The following is a 20,341-nucleotide window of genomic DNA, read 5'->3' on the forward strand; positions in this document are numbered from 1 at the left end:
GCCTCACGATAACGGCGAAAAGCGTGTGATCGCGGGATTAATCTCCGGCAATGCGCGGATCACTAGGGGACTGATTCATCACGGCAGAGGCGTCCTCGCCCTCGTCGTCACCGATGCGCGCCCAGAACAGGCCGATCGTCGAGGTCGCCAGCGCCAACCCCAACGAGGTTGCTACCGGAGCAGCCATCGCCACTTGGGTACTTAAAGAAGCACCGGGCGTGACGACGTGTCCGGTAAGAGACGACCACAAGGGCTGAAAAAGATAGCTGGGAAGAACCAGCACAAGCCACGCGGCCAACTGTGGTCCCGTTAAAGACCAGCGCGCGACGAAAGCCACCGCAGCTAAGAGAACAGTCACAATGAGCGGGAAAATGGGTTCAAGAACTCGCTCAGCGATGACACCAGACAAACCTTGAGCGGCTACTGCAGTGGTGTCTGTGGGGGCAACGTGAATAAGGAGCATCATTGCTATGAGCGCCAGCGGTAGAGCCAGGGATGCCACCCATGCGTGAGGATGGCTGCGCAGCCGCTTCAAAGAATGTACCTGGCGAGCAGGGGCATCGCGAAGCGTCAAAATGAAAGCGCACGTTGCGCCCGCCATGATGCCCACCACGATGACGGGGTAAAGATTCCAGGACATGGATGCTGACATGTCGGGCCGATCCACAACTGAAGCCATGAGGAAAGGCACCGTTAAACGACCGGACAACTGCAATGCGCCCACGACGATTGAGGCAAGGAATGTGACGATCATGCCTGCCGGTGAACGGTCTGAACTGATCGAGACAAGGGCCAGCAAAATGGAGGCCAAAGCCATCCCTACCAGCCCTTCTACCGACGCAAGAGGCTGCCCCAAGGCTGTCATTGTCTGCACATCCGCCATCGATGAACCCATGAGGACCAGCGCCAAAGGGGCGAAGAAGAATGCGAAAACAGCCGAACGCAGGTGGGATGATGCCTCGAACCTATCGAACCGTGTCATAACCTCAGTATCCCTACTGATCCTGGGAGAGGCCTTGAGGCAGCGCCCAGGTGCTCGCCCTTCGGCCCCTCACCTTTAGGGTGGGGGAGTGACCATTGAAGATCTTGTCGACCCGGCCCCCGCCCTCGTTGCCGTAGCAGCCCGCCGACCTGAAGTTTCTGCAGCTTTCGACGCCGCATCTCAAGCGCTCACACAGTTGCGTTTCCACGAAGGCTTGCGCCGCAGGTGGCAGGAGGCACGCGCCGAGGCTGCAGTGCGCGAAGCGACCGGACTTGCGATCATGGCGGGGGTGAGAATCACCGTTGACGACATGCGAGTTCTGTCTATGCGTCAACCCGGGGACACCGAAGAACGATTGGATCCTGGCCAGCAGTTGGCTTTGGGAATCTGGCGCTCTCAATGGAACATGGTGTCAAGTTTCGACCCGATCAATCAGCGGATTCCCGTACGACGCAGCCTTCGCCCTTTTCCAGCTCTGACTGCCAGCGTGCACCGCGACATTTGCTCAGCTCAAGTTGAATCGGGGCTCACGTCCTCTCGTTCGGTTGCTATTCCCTCCGATTCGATGACCATGATGCGCGCTGGGGAGTATGTGCGAGCAGATATGCCTGCATTGGCGTGTGCGGGAGCGCTCCTTGCTCACTTCCGTTTCCGGCAGGTGTTTTCGCCGGCGTCGGTGGCGGTAGGAGGCGCTTTGGCTCGTTGGGTCTTGGTGTCACGCGGAGTTGACCCCACCGCAGTGGCAGTCATTTCGGCTTTGGATGCACAAGACCAGTCCGGTGCCGCTCGTGAGTTGGCGGGCTGGGTATCGGCGGACGAGGCCGGAGTTGGGCGTTGGCTCATTCGAGTAGCTCAAAGCGTTGCTTATGGGGCCGAGGTCGGGCGCGACGTTGCCTTACGAGTACAAGCGGGCCGTTTAGGTTAAGGGCGCAGCGAAACTGGTTGTACCGGAGTAGGCCGAGGCCCAATCCACAGGGGCGGCGTGTCGGCGCTATCCACAGGTTGGCGCGCGATGCTTCCTCACAGGCTGCCAATGAGCTGTCCTGGAGTGATGAAGAAGAGCACACCATTTGAAGGGACGCGCCAAACAAAGCGGATTCAGGAATCAGAATCTTTTGACCAGGTTCTGGTGAGGATGGACGCGCTTGTGGGAAGCCAAGTTGGTCTCGCCGACGCGGTCATATCCATGTGCGGTGCGAAACGGTGGACCCCAGGGCAGCGTCGCCCCGACCTCGTCCTCGTAAATGACCAAGAGACACGAACACCAGCCGCAGCTCCTTCCGTGTCGAGCCTTGATACCCCATGCGATGCACCAGATTCGTGGGCAATACCGACGGTCAGTGTGGGACCTTGCGGCCAGATTCAACTGCCCGGAGATGAAGCAATCCTTGCCCAAATCATTGACTCCATCCCCGCCAAAGAAGCAGAGCTTGTGGCTCACAGTAGCCAATTGCCGAGGCGCGTAGAACACCAGCCTCCCCTCGTGATCGTGGTGGCAGGTTGGCAAGGCGGTGTTGGCGCGAGCCTTTTAGCTGCACGGCTAGCGCGCGGATCTGGACACCGAGGAAGCAAACATGAGCGCAGTCGCGTCCTCGTGACCCTTGGCGACGGGATCCACCCCACAGGAAAAACGCCAGATCAGGGTCCAAATGGTGTGGCATGGGCAGACTTGAGAACCGAAGAAGCTGTTTTCCCAAAAACCCTGATCGACCTCCTCCCCGTCATTGACGAGGTGCCGGTGCTGACCGCTGATCACAGAGCAGGAGCAATGGGCAACGACCCCAGGCTGATCCCCCTTATTGACGCCTGCCTGTCAGGCGTTGAATCCGACCGCAGCCAGGCGACCGAACGAGGAGTTGTTATCGACGCGGGACAGTGGAATGACGCAATCGAGCAAGTCGCCGCCGCCCGAGCGGACATGCTCATTCTTGTAGGACGGGGAGATCAGGACAGCCTGGCACGTCTAGCCCGAACGCAAGGCAGACGACAAGACAACACACCCACCTATTTGGTGCACACTTGCGATCACCCCAGTCCCCTCCTTCAAGGCCTAGCAGGACCCGACGACCACGTCATGGCCCATCCGCTGCTTACCGAAACGCGCCACCGAACGAAACTCAGATCGAACTTGGCGTCGCGCAGGGCTATCGAACAGATCTGGCGCGAAGCGCGACAAATACGACGCCAAGCGTGGGCGAGACAGTGGAGGGAAGAAGAATCATGAAGATCTTGCGCCCCCGCCCCCAACCTGTGGCTACGCCCAACACCCGCAGCTTGGGGATACAGAACCCAGGTGAATACAGTCCAAAAGATCAGGCGCTACGACTCTTTGCTCGACAGCAAACAGACGTCGATGCGATCCGCGCCAGTGCCCGTCCCGGAGCGGGCGTCGTTGAAATGTCTGAATCCCTTGTACACCTACGCTCTTTAGCGTCGGGTGTCGGCCCACAACTTGCCCCCATCCTTTCCAACCCCGACGTCACCGATGTACTGATCAACTCCGCGCAGGTCTGGGTCGATCGCGGAGCAGGACTAGAACGTAGCCCTATCGATCTTGGTAACGAAAGAGATGTACGAAGCCTCGCCATCCATATGGCCGCCGCATGTGGGCGCAGGCTCGACGAGGCCAGTCCCATCGTCGATGGGACATTGCCGTCGGGAGTGCGCCTCCATGCTGTCCTCGAACCTTTGTCCACCTGCGGCACCATCATTTCGCTCAGAACCTCCACATCCGGTGGACTGGGCTTGGACGCCATGGAAGAGTCTGGCAGCGTGTGTCCTCCCATGGCGCGGATCCTGCGAGCGCTAGTGCACGAGCGTGCCAACGTTCTTGTATCGGGTGCCACCGGGTCAGGCAAAACCACCCTGCTGGCAGCCCTTCTGGGGTTGGTGCCCGCCGACGAACGAATCATCTGTATCGAAGAGATCACTGAGCTGCGGCCCAATCACCCTCACGTTGTAAACCTGTGCGAACGCCGCCCCAATGTTCAGGGAGCCGGAGCCGTCACACTGTCTGACCTGGTGCGCGCCGCCATGCGTATGCGCCCCGACAGGCTAGTGCTGGGTGAATGTCGAGGCCCCGAAGTCCGTGACGTCCTCACAGCTCTGAACACTGGCCACGACGGAGGGTGGGCGACCATTCACGCCAATGGAGTAGACGAGGTACCCGCACGTCTGGAGGCTCTTGGAGCGCTCGCGGATATGGGGGAGAGGGCGGTTGCAGCCCAGGCCGTCGCTGCTTTCGATGCGGTGGTGCACATGCGTCGTCGCCCTCGTAGTTCTCTTGGACACAGTGAGACTAGTGAAGGTGGTACGGGAATTGTCGAGTCCGCAGATGGTGGAGGCCCAGGACGATGGGTGTCTCAGATAGGAGTCCTGGGTAGACAGGGCGGTGAACTTGTGTGTTCTCTCGCGTGCAGCGCAGATGCTGAAGGAAACGTCGACTATGGGCCTGGATGGCAGGCCTTAGCAGCCTGTCTTGCTTTGACGGACGATTTGGGGCACTGAGATGACCAGGGACTTATATCTTGCATTGATGCTTGGTGCAGGTGGGGTGTTGGGTTACACCGTGGTGTCCGTACTGGATCTGCGCCGCCGAGCCCGTCAACTGGCTTATTGGCTCAGAGGCGGAACCAAATCCTCACAATTACCTGTTACATGGTGGGCTGGGCCAGACTCGAGCTTCTTTCCTTCACTAAGGGCGGGAAAGTGGCTTGACCGAAGCCGCCGAAGTCCGCCGCGTGGGCGCGACCTGGCGTTAATGATTGCCGAGGTTGCCGCGCGCCTCAACGCAGGCTCCCCCGTATCCCAAGCCTGGGCGAGTACCTGGGAAAGACTAGGCGCGGTCCCGCAATTTAACGGCATTGACGAGGACGGGGTGCCCAGGGTGATCACTGAGCTAGCGGTCCGACCCAACATTAAAACTGCCGGCAGTGTGAGCGAATTGATGGATGCTTTGTCTGCGGGCTCTGCCGCGGCGTGTGCCCGTAGGCGAGCTTGTCGCGCGATTGAGGCCGCGTGCCGTTTCACCTCAGAATTGGGAGCGCCACTGGCGCAGGTCCTTGATGTCATTGCCGATGGTGTCGATGAGTCTGAGGCTGCCGAGGACGCGAGGCGAATTGCGGCCTCGGGACCTCGTGCATCAGCCAGGGTGCTGACAGCATTGCCCCTCATAGGAGTAGCGGTTGGAGTCGCTATGGGAGCTGATCCGCTTCATCGTTTTTTCGATGGAGGTATTGGGACCGCCTGCGCAGTCATTGGGTCAGTTTGTTTGATCGCTGGGCATGTTGTGTCGCGCAAAATGTTGAATCGGATTCGTCGTATCGATGAAGCCATCGATCCAGCAATTATTGCGGACTTGGCCATCGCTGGACTTGAATCGGGGGCCTCCATTCCAACCGTGTGTCACGGTTTGGGTGTTGCGATTGGGGAGCCTGAATTGTCGCGAATTTCCCGAGAGCTGCGGCTGGGTGTTGCTTGGGCGCAGGCGTGGCAAGAGTGCCCGGATAATGCTCAGATTGTCGCCAGGTCATTGGAAGCCGCGTGGCTGGATGGCATGTCACCGGTTCCTCTTCTTGATCGAGCTGCCACGCAAATGCGTTCTCGACGAGTGGCGGACGCGAAATCCAAAGCCGAAGAACTTGGGGTCAAACTCGTTGCGCCACTGGGCATCCTTTTGCTCCCTGCCTTTGTGGCTTTGGGGCTTGCTCCCATTCTCATTCACCTGGCCGCTCAAGGTTTTGGCGGAATCTGGTGAAAACCGAATCGTGTATCCACAGGCGAACTGGAGTGGCTTGTTTCCACAGATTCTTTTGGAGCTATCGACTGGTATGGGTCGAGGCCGCGAGTCTGGAATCCCGGGGAACACCGGGAAGACGAATAGGAGACTCTCATGAAGATCATCGATCGAATCGACCAAAGTGCTATCCACGCTCAGGTAGCCGCGGCGGCTGCCCTCAATAGGGTTGAAGAGACTGCCTCGCCGCGGTCACAAGATTCAGAAGAAGGCTCAACCACTGTCGAGTACGCCATTGGTGCAGTTGCGACCGCAGGTTTAGCAGGGCTGTTGGTGGTGGTGCTGAAATCGGGTGCCGTTAAAGGGCTCATCCAGGGCATCATCGAATCGGCGCTGTCGCTCTAATGTGTCACGGACGAGGCCGACTGTCCCAGAGGCGAAGATATTCGCTGCAGGGGACTGTGTGTGGCCGCTTGCGAAGCGTTGTGCAACAGCGAAGTTGGTGGCGCAAGAGATCGCTACCCGACGAATGTGGCTCAGTCACAGTGGAATTGGCAATTGGTTTCATTGCCATCACAGTGATGATTGCTGTGATCGCAGTGATCGCTGGCATCGGAGTCACTCGGGCTGCCTTGTGTTCGTCTGTTCGCGAGGCGGCTCGGGCAGCTTCGGTGGGCGGCGACGCGGTTGCTGACGGGCGACGCGCCTACACGCTTACTGGACCACAGCCCAGGATCAACGTAAGTCGATCTGATCGTTGGGTGACGGTCACGGCCTCTGTCCCATACTCGGGGCTTGCAAGTCTTGGTGGTGGTCAGGCTACTTGTACGGCGAGTACGACTCTTGAACATGATGTTCCATGAAACGCCTAGATGATGAAGAAGGGTCAGGCACGATCGCCGTCATAGCGGTGGTTTTGGTTGCTTCTTTACTTGCGGCTGTCGTGCTCGTGTGGGCAATGGCTACCGCGTATCGCAGCAAGCTCCAGATGGTCGCCGATTTTTCAGCCTTGGCCGGAGCAGATGTATCTGCGACTGCCCAATGGGAGGAAGTTGGATCGCGTCCATGCCAGAGTGCCACTGAGGTTGCGCGTCGCAGTGGTGTTGAGGTTGCGCAATGTTGGGTGTCAGGTGTCGATACGTACGTCATTGTGGAGCTTGACTACGAGGTAGCAGGCTTTGATATCGGCTTGTCTGCTCGGGCGAGGGCGGGAGTTGATGTTGATTGACGTACTGGTTGAATACGCCCGTTCAGTGGAAGGGAAAATTCCCAGAGAACTTTCAGGTGGGTTCAATGCTTCTACAAGGACAGGTGCGTAGCGTAATAGTCATCAAGCCGAGGAGCTGGAACCCAGAAGGGTTTGTGAAGCTCAAGAAAGGGATGCATCGGGACGAACTTGCACTGTGTTGATGGGATACCACAAGGGGCCGACCTCCGGGTCGGCCCCTTGTGGTATCTAGACGGCACCGTCTGTGCGCTCTCTCTATTCCCCGCCCCGCGAAGGACGCCCAAAACTCCCGCGAAGGACGCCCAAAATCAGTGCGCCGCAGCCTAAGCAAACTCAGACACCCGGGCAACGCTGCACCAACAACTCCAAAACACTCACAGCGCCAGCCTTAGACAAAGGCTCGTTCCCATTGCCGCACTTCGGAGACTGCACGCAGCGGGGGCACCCGTCCTCGCACGGACAATCCCTCACGGATTCAAGTGTGGACCTCACCCAGTCGACAGCGCGGGCAAAACCCTCCTGTGAATGCCCGGCTCCACCGCGGAAGGCATCGTGAACAAACACGGTTGGCCGCCCAGTATCGTCATGCTCCGCCGTTGACAAACCACCCAGGTCCCAGCGGTCGCAGGTGGCAATCAACGGCAACATAGCAATCATCGCGTGCTCGGCCGCATGTAACGCCCCAGGAACGTCATCGTCAGCCAATCTCATGACAGACAACGCTCCGGGCTCCAAAGTGAACCAAGCCGACTTCGTGGGCAGCGTGCGCGTGGGCAGAGACAACTCGCTATTGCGAATGAATTCCAGGCCCGGTAGTCGCAGCAAGTCATAGTCCGTCACCCGCGACGACACATCCGTTCGTCCGAAGTACCAGGTCACCAAACCATCGGGACTGCGCCACTCTTGCTCGACCTCAACGACGTGCACCGAGACGTGCTGCTTCGCCCTCGTGCGCAACGGAGTGCGTACTTCCTCCACGACTGCCACCCGCTGTCGATCCTCGCGCCCGCTGCGTGGGGGGATTAAAGACGAGGGCGAACCGTGTTCCGCTGACGCGTCTGAGCTGTCATGGTGTGGCGAAGAAACAGGCTCCATCATGGATGACAATGACAATACGTGGAAGGTTCGCCCCTGATGCAGGTAAACGGCGTCGGGGAACACCTGAGCATCGGCTGCGCCCTCGTCAACCGTTCCAATGACTGCGCCCGAACGCGTGTCCACGATCTGAACCTCGCCAGAGCTTCCCCTCAAATCCGTAAGATCGGAAGGACGCTCATGGCGCGTTGCGTTCCAGTACCAGCCGCTCGTGCGCCGCCGCAGGTAACCCTCCTGCGTTAACTGGTCGGCCAACGAGGCCACTGATTCGCCGAAGAACTCACGATCATCCGCTGCGCCCGCGTCAACCGCATCACGGCCTGTACGCAAGGGAAGCTCGGCGGCAGCCGCACACAGATGAGGCGCCAAAACCCAAGGATTCATCGGATCGATCACGGCGGCCTCAACAGCACCCAAAACCTCGTCAGGATGCCGCACTAGATAAGCATCCAACGGATTGTCTGAGGCAATAAGCACAGACAACCCCGGATTTCCGGCGCGGCCTGCCCGGCCCATCTGCTGCAGGAGAGAGGCCCGCGTTCCAGGCCAACCCGCGGTGACTGTCGCATCCAACCCGGACACATCCAGTCCCAATTCCAAAGCGGAGGTGGTCGCCAACGCCAAGATGCCTCCGCTGCGTAGCCCCTGTTCGAGAGCGCGACGCTCCTCGGGCAGATATCCGCCCCGATAGGCTGCGACTCTGCCAGCCAAAGCAGAACCTCGCGCGGACAAACGATCACGAACCTGCGCGGCCACGGCCTCGGCCCCGCCACGAGAACGAACAAAGGTCAGTAGACGCGCGCCCTTCTCCACGAGCACCGCTGTCAGGCCTGCCGCTTCTGACTGAGCGGATCGCCTGGTCACCGGCGCTTCCAAAACGCTAATCTCACCCGCCAGCGCCTGCAAAAACTGCGAAATATCAACCTCGGAATCGTCCGCGATGAGAGCCGGCTGCCACAAAGCAAGGTGGTGTGCACCAGCAGGGGAACCATCCTCGCTGACCGCACGACACGGGCGCCCAGTCATGGCTGAACCCACAACTTCCGGGTCGCGCACCGTTGCCGACAGCATGATGACAGTTGGTTGTGTGCCCAAATGTTGGGCAATGCGAAGCAGCCTGCGCATGACGAGGGCGATGTGGCTGCCGGTAACGCCCCGCCAGTGATGCAACTCGTCAATGACGATGTACCGTAACGACGCTAAGAATCGGGTCCAGCGTTGATGCGATGGCAACATCACATGATGCAGATAATCAGGGTTGGTCAGCAGGATGTCTGCATTGGCTCGTGCCCAATCTTTCGCTTCTCGAGGCGTATCTCCGTCTGCCGTCGCGGCCCGCACATGGCGCAGGGGATTGACTCCAACGGAAAGCGGATTGCCCCCGTCAGAATTGGCAGACGAGGACGAAGCAGCGGCGAGCAACTTGTCAAGGCTTGCCAATTGATCTGCGGCGAGAGCCTTCGTTGGCGACATGTATAAGCACGTAGGGCGCCGGTGGATCGCAGAAATGCGTGAAGACGATTCGGCTGCCACCAGGTCCGACAGGATTGGCGTCCATGCGACCAAAGACTTACCTGAGCCGGTGCCCGTGGCAACAACCACGTCGCGGCCACCTTGAACCAAGTCCAAGCCTTCACGCTGGTGGGACCACGGGCGGCTTGCGCCACGCGCCTGCCAAGCGGCGGCGACCTCGTCGGCGACCCACGTCGGCCAGTCGGCTAAATGTTCGCGGCGCGCCTCGACTGTATGCAGATGAACAAGGCGGTCATCACTGGAGCTCAGCTGGCGCAGTACGTCAACTAGATCGTGCGCCCCGGTCATGCGTCAGACGGGTCCTTCGTAGCCAGCTCATCGTCCTGCGGATCAACCCAACCTAGGGTCTGAGATGCGCATTGCTTCATGTAGGTAATCGCCTCAATACCCGTCGAGATACCTGCACCAATCGCGTCGCGCAATTGAGCCTTAGAAATCCCCGCAGCCGTGTCGACAACGAAATCGGCGCACACCTGGACTGAGTCGACCTCGTCCGGCATCGAATAAACGGTGGGGAAGTATTTTTCTCTATTCCAGTTATCTGCGGCGGCAAAAATCTGTTGCAGCGACGATTCCGGCGTCAGGCCGGTGTCCCACATGGCGCGGATCGACAGGAAACGTCCCGCTCCGTCGAAAGACACCAAGAAAGGCACGCGATCAAAAACGGCGCCTGCCGCCCGCTCCTTTTCTATAACGTCAAGGTCGTAGCCCATCTCGTGAACTTCTGCCACGACCCGCTCAAAGTCCGCCGGGTAGGGGGTGGTGTCGTCGGAAGGCACAGCAAAAGGAGCGGCCATGTCAGTTCTCCTCTCCAAACGCAGCCCCGGCTTCGTCCTCGGCAGCCCAATCTACGAAACTTGGTAGAGAGTGCTCGAGGTCAGCGAAGAACCCCATGATCATCGACATCGAGGTTTCAAAGAAATTATCGAGCTGCTTTTGCGTGACACCGGAAATGGTCACGAGGTTCGATTCGGCGATCAGGCCGTAGCGTTGCCCGTCCTCGAAAGGTGCCAGATATGCCTTGGGGCCAGTGCGTGTGGCGTTGCAGTGGGCGACCTCGTCAACGAGGGCGGAAAACTGCACGTTATCAGTGGCAATTCCGCGCCACTGTGCTCGCAGCTGCAGAATCTGCGGGTTTGTGGCATTCCAGAAATAGACGGCGTTTCGAGCAGGGCAGGCCAACTCCCCGGCCTCGTATTCTCCGAAGTGCACATTGCGGTCGGTGAGCATCTCACGGATGCGCTCAGTGCTCAGAGGACAAGGTGCCGCCACGGGAACTCCTGGTGTTGATGTTGGCCGGAGGTCTAACTGGGCTTCCACTCTATAGGAGGGCTTGGCTGTGAGCGCGTTGGGCGGGGTGATGTCACGAGCCCTAGGTTGAGGCTGGTTGTCACGCTCATCATGAGATTCGACCGTCTGGAATGCGAGCCCGCGAAAATATAGGCTAAACGGATGAATGACATGGTTCGTGTTGTGCGTCTGGTGTTTGCCTCCGCATGGCTGATACTCGGATTGTGGACATGGGGTGCGGAAGATGGCATCCAGAACGATTCTGACCTCGCATGGCTGGGGTTCATGGTGTTGCTTGGACTGATGGGGGCAACCGTCTTTTGGACGCGAAAAGGGGGCGCCAGGTTGATCGGTGCCGGTGGCAGCGTCGGATGCATAATCGCGACCGTGGGACAGTTCAGCCCCTGGCAGACGTGGCTGAGTGTCGGTTGGCTAGGGGTCTCCGGATGTGGATTAGCGATCTTGCTGCTCGAAGTCCTGTCTCCGAAATCCTCCGATAGATCATCTCCGAGCTGACGCAGCCCTTCTGATGATATCTGCGACTTGTGTGACGTCCTGTTCGAGGACGAACTGGGGATAGCGTCGTTTACCTCGTTTGGGGCTGTGCAGTATGAGCCATTTCTTTGATTCAGTGCCTTTGATTGTTACTTCGACGGAATCAAGTGGCCAGATTTCGCTTGAGCGCCCGGGTTGGGCCGGGAAGATCAACGAATTGTCATTGAGAGCAAACGCGTATGTGACGCCGAATGTGAGAGAGTTCGAGTTCGCATGAGCTGCGATCCAGGCGCGGCGATACCGTGCTGTATTGAGTAACACCAGTGCTAATCCGCTGACAATTATCAGGCCGAGTATGATCTCGGCGGACCACTCTTTCTTCATAAAAGAGAGCGCGGAGGCAATGCACACGAGCAGCAGGAGAGCAGTTCCTGCCATACGCAACGCGTTGACATTGCGGCGTGCTTTGGCCAGTGGGACTGGTTTGATGGTCCCTGCGTCACTGAGTTCGAATCGAATCTGCTCCATGTGCGAAGTCTAGAACAGCCCTTGGTCAGCCACACAGGGGGTGCAGGGATTAAGAGATCATCCTCCCTTCTATTTTAGGTGGAGAACGGGTTAAGGTGGGTCAGTGACCTACTTTAATCAGGCGATCGTTGCCGCTGGTGCTGAAGATCTTTTAGACCTGCGTAGTGATATGGGCAAAGCTTTGACCTACGGGGACACATATTTGGGTGACCTTGGTAGGCGTTCTGGTGGCTTCATCTTCTCCAGGATGTTGTCAGAACATGAGGTGTCCGTTGCGAAGTTCGAATCGCTGGTGCATTCGAGTCGTAGACTCTTGGGCAATGCCAAAGATCACTTGGATGACACGATCGACGCATATGTGACGGCTGAGGCCGGGAATGTTGATGAGATCATCAGAATGTGGTCTGCCCTCGAAGCAGATCCGGGCAGCCAACCCCTCGGTCCGGCTCCTGCCGGTAGCCCGACCTCGGGCCGACTACCGTCTGAGGTACTTACGCCTCCTGACGGGACGACTGACCACTGGATTTGGAATGTGCTGAGTTGGCCCGATTATCTGTCCTTTGGTACATGGATCCGTAAGATCATCAGCTGGGTTGGCGAACTTTTCGGGATCGATGACCTGTGGATGTGGCTGTGGGAGTGGCTCGGCGGCGATTTCAATAAGATTGCCGATGTTGGGGATGCGTGGGAGAAGCTGGGTGACTGCTTCTCGGAACTGAGTTCGGAACTGAGTACGCGTATGCAGGTCATGTTCACCGGCTGGAACGATTCAGACGACGCCACCGCCGCGGGCCTTTACTTTACGAAGGCTGTTGAAGTTCTGGGCTCATGCGAAAATCCTCTCAGCCAGCTAGGTGACCTCTACCGGTACATTGCGTTCTCATCTTTCGGCTTTTTTCAAGCGATCTACTCTGCTGTTGATGCTGCGATCGATGCGGCGATTGCGGCCTTGTTGGGATTCGGAAGTATTGCTGAAGCTATAGCGGCACTCTTCACTGGCGGCGCTACCGCAATTGCCGCAGTGATCTCAGCTTTTGCCTCGATTGTCGCCCAAATGAGTTCCTTCTGGGGGTGGATGATGACCGCGGTTTACGCTATCGTCGGGCTGGCTAGTCTCTTGGGGGTCGCCACTACTGATGTGGAGTGGGTTGTCCTACCGGAAGGATGATCAAGGAGGCAATATGGGAATGCCAGACATGAACCCGCTAGCCGCGAAGCTGATGGGGGGCGCAGACTTCCGTCGGAAGTTGAAGCAGCAGCTAGAAGACGCTGCTGATGCAACAGATGACCCGAGTTACCGTCAGCGCTTGTTGGATGTAGCAAACGGAAAACGTCCCCTACGTACCTTGCTCGCAGATCCAGCGTTCGCCGATCAAGTTGGTATGCGAACGCCGCAAGATGGAGACAAAGCGGAGGCAGAGTTTCGCAGCCGCTTAGCGCAGTCACGTCAAGATCCAGACTCCCCATGGAGGGGAACTTCGGAGGAAGTTCAGGAAAACATCAAGGATCGTCTTACATCGCTCGGGGTTCCTATTGCTGATACGGAAGAGCTCAAGTCCGTCTTTGAGGAAGCAGTCTCTTTGCGGGATCGAGCCGAGTCAGTGATTCGTGACGAGGAATCGAATGGCTGGGGTGGGTCAGTTGAGCGACTCGCCGAACGTGATGCGCAGGCACAAGGACGCCAGCCTGGCTGACCTTCGTATCCTTGGTGATACTAGATTCATGGGTCTCTCATCGAATTAGCCAAGCGAGATGCCCGGTGCTTCATGGGGCAATTGAGGCTGTAGAGAGGGCAATATGATGAACGACGGTGACTTCAGCTCTGTGGATCCTTCCCTCTCCGCCACTTTTACCCCAGGTGTTAACCCCGCAGGCATGCCAGGTTTGGGTGTGTCCTCACCTGCGTCGGAGTCGTCCGACGCGAGAGAAGTCAAGTCCTCGCAGCGTCGCCCAGCTGACGTGCGCCCTCGTGGTCAAGCAGCTCGAGCAGGTAACGGTCGAAACGATTCGGCTCCTACAAATCTGGCTGAGCCGGACCCAGAGGCCACCGATGTCATTGCTTCGGATTCTCATATAAGCGCTGGATCGTCTGCGGGCAGAAGCCGGAGTCGGCCATCTGCTGATCAGGAAGTGCGCGCAAGCGGCCGACCTCGAAGCACCACTATTTCGGTGGATGCTGCCTGGTATCGACGACGCTTGGTCCGCAGACTTTTTGGTGCTGTCCTGTGTGTTGTCGGAGTCGTTGCGACGTCCTATGTCGCTGTATCCACGCGCACCGGCCAAGCTATTGACACGGTATTCATGGAAGCGATCATGCGTTGGTCGGAGCACGCTGGGGGATTCGGTGCCCTCATGACGGGCATTGTTTCGGTTCCTGCAATCGTCCTTGTTGCTGTGGTGGTGGCTCTTATTGCCGCGATTCGTCGTCGGCCAACTTTGGCTGGGCGAGCCCTGTCGATGGTGGTGCTTGCCAACGCTTCCACGCAGTTGCTCAAGTTGGTGATCGATCGACCGAACTTGGGGATCACCACTGCCGTTGGCAATTCTTTGCCGTCGGGGCATGTGACGGTAGCTGTGTCGATTTCGTTGGCGTTGGTGGTCATCGCGCCGCAGTGGTTGCGTGCGCCGGCGGCATGGGCTGGATGGTTATGGACGTCGCTCATGGGAGTGTCGGTCATGATGTCGGCGTGGCACCGCATTGCCGATGTGGTGGCGGCGGTTTTGGTGTGCGGCGTGTGGGCTTTGTTGCTCACTCCGATTGAGCATCGGCGCCGTCATGCGCCGATCATGCACCGAGCGATGGTGATTATTGCGTTGGTTGCGGGGGTTGCGGCCGTGGCTCTGGCGGCTGGCGCTCTCTTTGGTGTTGATTTGGCGGCGGTGGCAACTCCGGGCGGTAGCGGGTACGGGTTCAGTGCTTTCCTTGCGGCACATCCGACGAGGGCGGGGCTGCTTGCCGTGTCTGGGTCGCTGGGGCTTTTCGCTGTGGTTGGCCTGGTCATTCACGAGGTTGACCGCCTGTGCACTGACTGAGTCTTCCGCCCGCCCCCCCCGATTTCCCCCGAGGGACGCACATCTTTCTCTCGAGGGACGCCCATCTTTTCCCGAAGGACGTCCAAGCGTGTTGTCGAGGCCGGATCTAGCTTGTTTGCAGCTTCTCGAATCTCCGTGGTCGGGCTAGGCGGGAGTCAGGTCGCGATTGGTTGCGGCAGATTAAAGGCGGATATGGGCGTCCTTCGGCAAACTTTTGGGCGTCCCTCGCGGGAGTTTTGGGCGTCCCTCGCGGAGAGGATGGCGGGTCTAAGGTCCTAAGAAAGTGAGTGTGTGGGTCGTGTTCGCGCAATCTGAGCGAGGCGCGCCGAGCGTGCGTAGATTTTTCTCTTGCGCACTACATACAGTGGTCACTGTTCGTCAGGGCCACTAGATGCAGTGGTTAATGACGGATGGCTCCACTAGATCTCCCGATCTTGCCAAAGCCTGCGACAAGCACCATTTGCCACCATGCCACGATATGGCGGCAACGGGCGCCCTCGTGATCGGCATGTGGTCAGGACAAAAGTAGAGCCTTCCCCAACACACCACGACTGAGGAAAGTGGCCCCATGGATCAGCGCGCCCAGACTGCATTACCCCGCTACGACGTCGACGCCATCAGCACCGTCGAGGAATACCTCGACCGCTCCGACTGGCGAGTCAACGCCAACGCCAACCAGGGCTACTCCCTGGGCGGCATGATCCTCAACTCCGCCGGCAAAATCACCGCCAACTACTGGCTCGAACAGATCTACACCCCCGAAATTGGCCACGCGCACCGCGAAGGTGACTACCACATCCATGACCTCGACATGTTCGCTGGATACTGCGCCGGATGGTCCCTCAAACGCCTCATCCAAGAAGGATTCAACGGCGTGGGCGGCGCCATCGCCTCCGCGCCACCCACGCACTTCTCCTCAGCATGCGGCCAAATCGTCAACTTCCTGGGAACGCTCCAAAACGAATGGGCCGGCGCCCAAGCCTTCTCGTCCTTCGACACCTACATGGCACCCTTCGTGCGCCTGGACAAGATGGAATACAAAGACATCGTCCAGTGCATGCAAGAACTCATCTACAACCTCAACGTGCCCAGCCGCTGGGGCTCCCAGTGCCCCTTCACTAACCTCACCTTCGACTGGACCTGCCCAGACGACCTGCGAGACGAATACCCCCTCATTGGCGACGAGGTCGTTGACTTCACCTACGGCGAGCTCCAGCACGAAATGGACCTCATCAACCAAGCCTTCATCGAAGTCATGATCGGCGGCGACGCAGACGGACGCGTCTTCACCTTCCCGATCCCCACCTACAACATCACCCCCGACTTTGACTGGGACACCCCCAACGCCGACCTTCTCTTTGAGATGACCGCAAAGTACGGCCTGCCCTACTTCCAAAACTTCATTAACTCCGACCTAGACCCGCACATGATCCGCTCCATGTGCTGCCGCCTCCAGCTCGACCTGCGCGAACTGCTCAAGCGCGGCAATGGGCTCTTCGGTTCGGCCGAACTCACCGGTTCTATCGGTGTAGTCACCGTCAATATGGCCCGGCTGGGCTACTTGCATCAAGGAGACGAGGTCGCCCTCGTTGCGCGCCTGGACGAACTCATCGACCTGGCTTCCCAATCCCTGGAACGCAAACGCGAAACCATCCAATTCCATATGGACCACGGCCTGTTCCCCTACTCCAAGCGCTACCTGGGAACGTTGGATAACCACTTCTCAACCATCGGCGTTAACGGCATGAATGAGATGGTCCGAAACTTCTCTGGCGACGAATATGACATGACCGACCAGCGCGGATTCGACCTGTGCGTGCGCATCCTCGACCACGTGCGTGACCGCATGGTCGAACTGCAGGAAGCCACCGGCCACATGTACAACCTGGAGGCCACCCCCGCCGAAGGCACCACCTACCGTTTTGCCAAGGAAGACCGCAAGCGTTTCGCCGGTATCATCCAGGCGGGAACCGCCGACCAGCCGTACTACACGAACTCCTCGCAGCTGCCCGTGGGCTACACCGACGATCCTTTCCAAGCTCTCGAAGACCAGGAAGTCCTGCAAGGCAAATACACGGGTGGAACCGTTTTGCACCTGTACATGGGCGAACGCATGTCCACAGGCGAAGCCTGCAAGCAGATGGTGCGCCGCTCGCTGACTGCCTTCAAGGTTCCTTACATTACGATCACCCCGACCTTCTCGATCTGCCCGGTGCACGGCTACCTGGCCGGCGAGCACTTCCACTGCGAGAAGTGCGCCGAGGCTCATCCCGATCGCGAACCTCAGGCGTGCGAGGTGTGGACGCGCGTCATGGGTTACTTCCGTCCCGTGCAGTCCTTCAATATCGGCAAGAAGGGCGAGTACGCGGAGCGTCAAATGTTCTCCGAGGCCGCTGCTGATTCTCACGGCGAACTCGTCTCCGCCTTCCCGCCGGTTGGACAGCGCTGACCTTTCCCTATGAGGTCGCCTAGTTCGTCAAGTCACGAGGTCGGCCCCGTCCCGCTCGGTATGCCCGAGCGCGAGGGCGGGGCCCGTCCTCGTACTTCCAGATTGGCGGCCAATGCCCGGGGGCGCCGGATCCCGACCGCTTTCACACCCGACGACCTGCAGATCGCGGGACTCGTGCCGATGTCGACGGTGGATTGGCCGGGAAAGTTTGCAGCATCCCTGTTCTTGCAGGGGTGCCCATGGCTGTGTCCCTACTGCCAAAACAGCGCGATCATCGATCCGAAGATTCCTGGCGTTGTGGCATGGTCTGCGCTGGAGGACTTACTGGCACGGCGACACGGTTTGCTAGATGGCGTCGTCTTTTCTGGTGGCGAAGCGACCCGCCAGATTGCACTTGGCGCGGGAATGCGAAGGGTGCGAGAACTTGGATTCGGCGTCGGCCTGCATACGGCTGGACCCTATCCGACACGGCTGCGTGAACTGCTCGACGAGGGGTTGGTCGATTGGGTAGGTATCGACGTCAAAGCCATGGCGGACAACTACGAGACCGTGGCCGGCAGGCCGGGAGCGGGAGCCAAGGCATGGGAGTCGTTGGGCATCGTCTTGGATCATGGCGAGGTCGACCATGAGGTCCGGTTGACCGTGTACCCCGATGGGCCACGCGACGGCCTGGAGGTTGCACATCGAGCGCTTGAAGCTGGGGCGAGGGTCTTTGCTTTGCAGCAGGCTCGCCAGGTTGGTACGCCCAATGGTTTTTCTTCCCAAGCTCACGGCTGGGATGACCAGGTTCAGGCGTTAGCGGCTGATATCGAGTTGTTGGGCTTTGAACGCTTCGTATACCGCCCGGCCTAATGATCGGTGGGTCTCGGGATAAGGTGGCGGCATTGAATCCCGTCAAACCGACGTCAGGAGCGATGATGGCTGACGACTTGAACATCGAGAATCCGCAGGCTGCTGTCCAAGATCCTGCGGCCGACGCTGAGACTCTTCGCCAGATTGCGTACCGGTATCCGCACTTGCGTGCGGCTGTGGCCGCGCATCCGAAGGCCTACCAGGGACTGCTCGATTGGATGGCAGCCTTTGGTGACCCCGGGGTTCTTCGAGCCATCGAGTCACGCTCCGCAGCATCGAGTCCTGTGGATTCGGGTGCTGTGGTGGCCGATGTCGAGGCCTCTGACGAGACCTTTGTCGCTGAGGATTCGCCTCAGGAATTCGATGGTGAAGCAACCCAGATGATGGCATCGATTGACGAGGACTTCGATCAGCCTGCTGCTGGTCCTGTTCAGCGCGCGTCAATCTTTAAGAATGCTCCGCAGGATGCAACCGCGGTCATTCCAGATCAGTATGGAGTTTCCGCTCAGGGTGGGATACAACAGGGTTCCTGGCAACAAGGATCGGCTGCATACGTTGCGCACGCTGCCCCGAATAGTCCTCAGCAGTGGCTATCTGAGCCCAGTGCAGGTGCCGGCGCTGGTGCCGGCGCTGGTGTCGGCGCAGCGGGGGCAGGATTTGGCGGTGCGGGTGGAGCGGCTCCCTCGACGAGCAATCAACCTGCGCCCTCCTACTCTGCGTCGCCTCAAGCTGGTTTCGGTGGACCTGCTTCCTCCCAGGCAAGGCCGCAGCGTCTGGCAAAGTCGAATAAGGGACTTGTCGCTACGCTCGTTGGGCTGGTTGTGCTCGCCCTCGTTCTACTTGTTGCGGTCGCTTATGTTTTCACGGACGGTTTTGGCACGGGGAAGGAACCCGCGCCCTCGGCCGGAAGTGAGCAGAGCGCTCCTGCTACTGATACTGCCGAGCCTAAAGAACCAGCGGTCGTTGACGAGCCAGAGTCTGATCCTGCTCCGGTCGAGGAAGAAGACAAGTATCCGGCGCCTGCTAATGCGCGTCAGATCACGAGCTTTAAGACACCCTCGGGCAACATCGCTTGCGTCCTTAACACTGATCAGACTGTCTGCCAGATCTTTAAGACAGAGTGGTCCGGTACGGGCTATGGCGAATGCAATCAGGCTGGGGGAGCGCTGATCGTTGAAGAAAAATCTGCAGCGAATAGCTGTGCTCAGGGAGACACTGCGTTAGTGACAGATCAGCTCGAATATGGAGAATACGCCGTGTCGGGCGACTTCGTGTGTTCGTCCACGATGGACGGTGTGAGTTGTTGGAACACCAAGTCCGGGGCGTCTTTCGCATTGGCTCGCGGTGGCTGGATGACCGGCCTGGCAGGTGAGATCACGCCGGATAAGTACACCTGGTAGAGATTCTTTTCCCGACGGGGAATGTTAATCTCCTAGAGCTTGATCAGGGTCCCAAAAGCGCTAGAGGAACGACGCCTATTCCGTCGTCTCTGCGATAAGCGTCTGGACCAGTGTTGATAATGATTGCATCGGCAATGCGATTCCCCATCAGTGTGCGTAGCCATTGCAGGTGCTTGCCATCTCGTCGATCCACTGCGGATGCAAGTTTTACTTCGATGGCAACAACCCGTCCATCTGGCCTGATGACGACTAGATCTACCTCGTGATCACCGTTGCGGGTGCGAATGTGTCCTACTGTGGCTTCTGCAGCCTGCGCTGCGACGCGAACGCATAGTGTCGTAAGAGATTCAAATAGTGGACCAATCATTCCTCCTTCTGGTGTGCGCAGGGGGTGACCTTGTCCATCAAGAAGTGAGTCGATGTCGAGGCCAAGGAGTCTGGCTGCCAGGTCGAGATCAGCGAGGTGGTGTTTAGGTGATACCCCGAAGCGCGTCATGATATTGCCAGTTGGAGTCCATGCAGCTACAGGGTCCAGAAGCCACAGGGACGTGAGAATATCTCTGTAAACCCCAGCGGTGACTCGGGTGGGTTTGTCGACTTCTCCCGGGGTTGCAGCATCAAGAATTTGCGAGTACGAGGCAGTTGATGAGCTTGCTGAGGCGTAGGTTCTCAACCATGCCAGGAGGAATTGGCCGCCTGTATTCCATGCTTAAATTATACA

Annotated in this window: 20 protein-coding genes; 14 read left to right on the forward strand and 6 right to left on the reverse strand. The window is 58.7% G+C overall.

From position 1 onward, the window contains the following. Positions 1-37: 37 nt before the first annotated feature. Entirely contained in the window at positions 38-982 is a 945-nt protein-coding gene (locus G439_RS0100515; RefSeq protein WP_022867235.1) for a hypothetical protein, read from the reverse strand. An 88-nt stretch (positions 983-1,070) separates the two neighbouring features. Between G439_RS0100515 and G439_RS0100520 the strand changes: the two genes are divergently transcribed. The 7 genes from G439_RS0100520 to G439_RS0100550 all read left to right on the forward strand — a co-directional run bounded on the left by G439_RS0100520 (position 1,071) and on the right by G439_RS0100550 (position 6,945). Further along, entirely contained in the window at positions 1,071-1,907 is an 837-nt protein-coding gene (locus G439_RS0100520; protein ID WP_022867236.1) for a hypothetical protein, read from the forward strand. A 126-nt stretch (positions 1,908-2,033) separates the two neighbouring features. After that, positions 2,034-3,206: a CpaE/TadZ family protein gene (locus tag G439_RS0100525; protein WP_022867237.1), complete on the forward strand. Its 1,173-nt coding sequence runs from the start codon at positions 2,034-2,036 to the stop codon at positions 3,204-3,206. After that, the gene (locus tag G439_RS10580) at positions 3,203-4,489 is read left to right on the forward strand and encodes a TadA family conjugal transfer-associated ATPase (protein WP_022867238.1); all 1,287 of its coding nucleotides are present in this window, start codon (positions 3,203-3,205) and stop codon (positions 4,487-4,489) included. Before G439_RS0100525 ends, G439_RS10580 begins: the two co-directional genes overlap by 4 nt. Position 4,490: 1 nt before the next feature. After that, positions 4,491-5,738 carry a type II secretion system F family protein gene (locus G439_RS10585; protein ID WP_131333452.1) on the forward strand — a complete coding sequence of 416 codons (1,248 nt, stop codon included), beginning with the start codon at positions 4,491-4,493 and terminating at the stop codon, positions 5,736-5,738. A gap of 135 nt (positions 5,739-5,873) precedes the next feature. Then, positions 5,874-6,122 (forward strand): DUF4244 domain-containing protein, encoded by a 249-nt coding sequence (locus G439_RS0100540; RefSeq protein WP_022867240.1) that lies wholly within the window; start codon positions 5,874-5,876, stop codon positions 6,120-6,122. 140 nt (positions 6,123-6,262) lie between these two features. Continuing rightward, positions 6,263-6,580, forward strand: coding sequence for a hypothetical protein (locus G439_RS0100545; RefSeq protein ID WP_026459240.1), 318 nt, complete (start codon positions 6,263-6,265; stop codon positions 6,578-6,580). Then, a complete protein-coding gene (locus tag G439_RS0100550; RefSeq protein WP_022867242.1) occupies positions 6,577-6,945 on the forward strand; it encodes an Rv3654c family TadE-like protein in 369 nt (122 codons plus the stop codon). Before G439_RS0100545 ends, G439_RS0100550 begins: the two co-directional genes overlap by 4 nt. A 333-nt stretch (positions 6,946-7,278) precedes the next feature. On the opposite strand, the gene G439_RS0100555 is transcribed toward G439_RS0100550, so the two are convergent. The 3 genes from G439_RS0100555 to G439_RS0100565 are packed head-to-tail and all read right to left on the reverse strand — an operon-like array spanning position 7,279 to position 10,845. Continuing rightward, on the reverse strand, positions 7,279-9,861 hold the full coding sequence (locus tag G439_RS0100555; RefSeq protein WP_022867243.1) for a DEAD/DEAH box helicase: 2,583 nt from the start codon (positions 9,859-9,861) through the stop codon (positions 7,279-7,281). Then, on the reverse strand, positions 9,858-10,370 hold the full coding sequence (locus tag G439_RS0100560; protein WP_022867244.1) for a YbjN domain-containing protein: 513 nt from the start codon (positions 10,368-10,370) through the stop codon (positions 9,858-9,860). Before G439_RS0100560 ends, G439_RS0100555 begins: the two co-directional genes overlap by 4 nt. A gap of 1 nt (position 10,371) precedes the next feature. Beyond that, a complete protein-coding gene (locus G439_RS0100565; RefSeq protein ID WP_022867245.1) occupies positions 10,372-10,845 on the reverse strand; it encodes a YbjN domain-containing protein in 474 nt (157 codons plus the stop codon). A 180-nt stretch (positions 10,846-11,025) separates the two neighbouring features. Between G439_RS0100565 and G439_RS0100570 the strand changes: the two genes are divergently transcribed. After that, positions 11,026-11,379 carry a hypothetical protein gene (locus G439_RS0100570; RefSeq protein ID WP_022867246.1) on the forward strand — a complete coding sequence of 118 codons (354 nt, stop codon included), beginning with the start codon at positions 11,026-11,028 and terminating at the stop codon, positions 11,377-11,379. Here the strand turns inward: G439_RS0100570 and G439_RS0100575 are convergent. Beyond that, positions 11,365-11,886 (reverse strand): hypothetical protein, encoded by a 522-nt coding sequence (locus G439_RS0100575; protein WP_022867247.1) that lies wholly within the window; start codon positions 11,884-11,886, stop codon positions 11,365-11,367. The two genes, G439_RS0100570 and G439_RS0100575, sit on opposite strands and share 15 nt — an antisense overlap. A gap of 103 nt (positions 11,887-11,989) precedes the next feature. On the opposite strand from G439_RS0100575, the gene G439_RS0100580 reads away from it, so the two are divergent. From G439_RS0100580 to G439_RS12575, 6 genes are all read left to right on the forward strand, one after another. Next, entirely contained in the window at positions 11,990-13,054 is a 1,065-nt protein-coding gene (locus G439_RS0100580; RefSeq protein WP_022867248.1) for a hypothetical protein, read from the forward strand. A gap of 13 nt (positions 13,055-13,067) precedes the next feature. Then, on the forward strand, positions 13,068-13,580 hold the full coding sequence (locus G439_RS0100585; RefSeq protein ID WP_022867249.1) for a hypothetical protein: 513 nt from the start codon (positions 13,068-13,070) through the stop codon (positions 13,578-13,580). 103 nt (positions 13,581-13,683) lie between these two features. Further along, positions 13,684-14,919, forward strand: a complete 1,236-nt coding sequence (locus tag G439_RS10590; RefSeq protein WP_022867250.1) for a phosphatase PAP2 family protein — start codon at positions 13,684-13,686, stop codon at positions 14,917-14,919. 568 nt (positions 14,920-15,487) lie between these two features. Then, positions 15,488-17,368 (forward strand): ribonucleoside triphosphate reductase, encoded by a 1,881-nt coding sequence (locus G439_RS0100595; protein WP_022867251.1) that lies wholly within the window; start codon positions 15,488-15,490, stop codon positions 17,366-17,368. A gap of 9 nt (positions 17,369-17,377) precedes the next feature. Then, complete coding sequence (locus tag G439_RS0100600; protein WP_026459241.1) at positions 17,378-18,220, forward strand: anaerobic ribonucleoside-triphosphate reductase activating protein; 843 nt, start codon at positions 17,378-17,380, stop codon at positions 18,218-18,220. A gap of 65 nt (positions 18,221-18,285) precedes the next feature. Continuing rightward, the gene (locus G439_RS12575) at positions 18,286-19,620 is read left to right on the forward strand and encodes a variant leucine-rich repeat-containing protein (protein WP_022867253.1); all 1,335 of its coding nucleotides are present in this window, start codon (positions 18,286-18,288) and stop codon (positions 19,618-19,620) included. 43 nt (positions 19,621-19,663) lie between these two features. On the opposite strand, the gene G439_RS10595 is transcribed toward G439_RS12575, so the two are convergent. Further along, positions 19,664-20,293 carry a DUF4143 domain-containing protein gene (locus G439_RS10595; RefSeq protein WP_022867254.1) on the reverse strand — a complete coding sequence of 210 codons (630 nt, stop codon included), beginning with the start codon at positions 20,291-20,293 and terminating at the stop codon, positions 19,664-19,666. Between the last annotated feature and the right edge of the window lie 48 nt (positions 20,294-20,341).

The sequence above is a fragment of the Schaalia vaccimaxillae DSM 15804 genome, assembly GCF_000420425.1.
Classification (GTDB): domain Bacteria; phylum Actinomycetota; class Actinomycetes; order Actinomycetales; family Actinomycetaceae; genus Pauljensenia; species Pauljensenia vaccimaxillae.

Bases quoted from the DNA above. Each gene is read 5' to 3' on its own strand.
- G439_RS0100515 (WP_022867235.1), bottom strand. From the start codon at position 982: ATGACACGGTTCGATAGGTTCGAGGCATCATCCCACCTGCGTTCGGCT.
- G439_RS0100525 (WP_022867237.1), top strand. From the start codon at position 2,034: ATGAAGAAGAGCACACCATTTGAAGGGACGCGCCAAACAAAGCGGATT.
- G439_RS10580 (WP_022867238.1), top strand. From the start codon at position 3,203: ATGAAGATCTTGCGCCCCCGCCCCCAACCTGTGGCTACGCCCAACACC.
- G439_RS10585 (WP_131333452.1), top strand. From the start codon at position 4,491: ATGACCAGGGACTTATATCTTGCATTGATGCTTGGTGCAGGTGGGGTG.
- G439_RS0100540 (WP_022867240.1), top strand. From the start codon at position 5,874: ATGAAGATCATCGATCGAATCGACCAAAGTGCTATCCACGCTCAGGTA.
- G439_RS0100550 (WP_022867242.1), top strand. From the start codon at position 6,577: ATGAAACGCCTAGATGATGAAGAAGGGTCAGGCACGATCGCCGTCATA.
- G439_RS0100555 (WP_022867243.1), bottom strand. From the start codon at position 9,861: ATGACCGGGGCGCACGATCTAGTTGACGTACTGCGCCAGCTGAGCTCC.
- G439_RS0100560 (WP_022867244.1), bottom strand. From the start codon at position 10,370: ATGGCCGCTCCTTTTGCTGTGCCTTCCGACGACACCACCCCCTACCCG.
- G439_RS0100570 (WP_022867246.1), top strand. From the start codon at position 11,026: ATGAATGACATGGTTCGTGTTGTGCGTCTGGTGTTTGCCTCCGCATGG.
- G439_RS0100575 (WP_022867247.1), bottom strand. From the start codon at position 11,886: ATGGAGCAGATTCGATTCGAACTCAGTGACGCAGGGACCATCAAACCA.
- G439_RS0100585 (WP_022867249.1), top strand. From the start codon at position 13,068: ATGGGAATGCCAGACATGAACCCGCTAGCCGCGAAGCTGATGGGGGGC.
- G439_RS10590 (WP_022867250.1), top strand. From the start codon at position 13,684: ATGATGAACGACGGTGACTTCAGCTCTGTGGATCCTTCCCTCTCCGCC.
- G439_RS0100595 (WP_022867251.1), top strand. From the start codon at position 15,488: ATGGATCAGCGCGCCCAGACTGCATTACCCCGCTACGACGTCGACGCC.
- G439_RS0100600 (WP_026459241.1), top strand. From the start codon at position 17,378: ATGAGGTCGCCTAGTTCGTCAAGTCACGAGGTCGGCCCCGTCCCGCTC.
- G439_RS12575 (WP_022867253.1), top strand. From the start codon at position 18,286: ATGGCTGACGACTTGAACATCGAGAATCCGCAGGCTGCTGTCCAAGAT.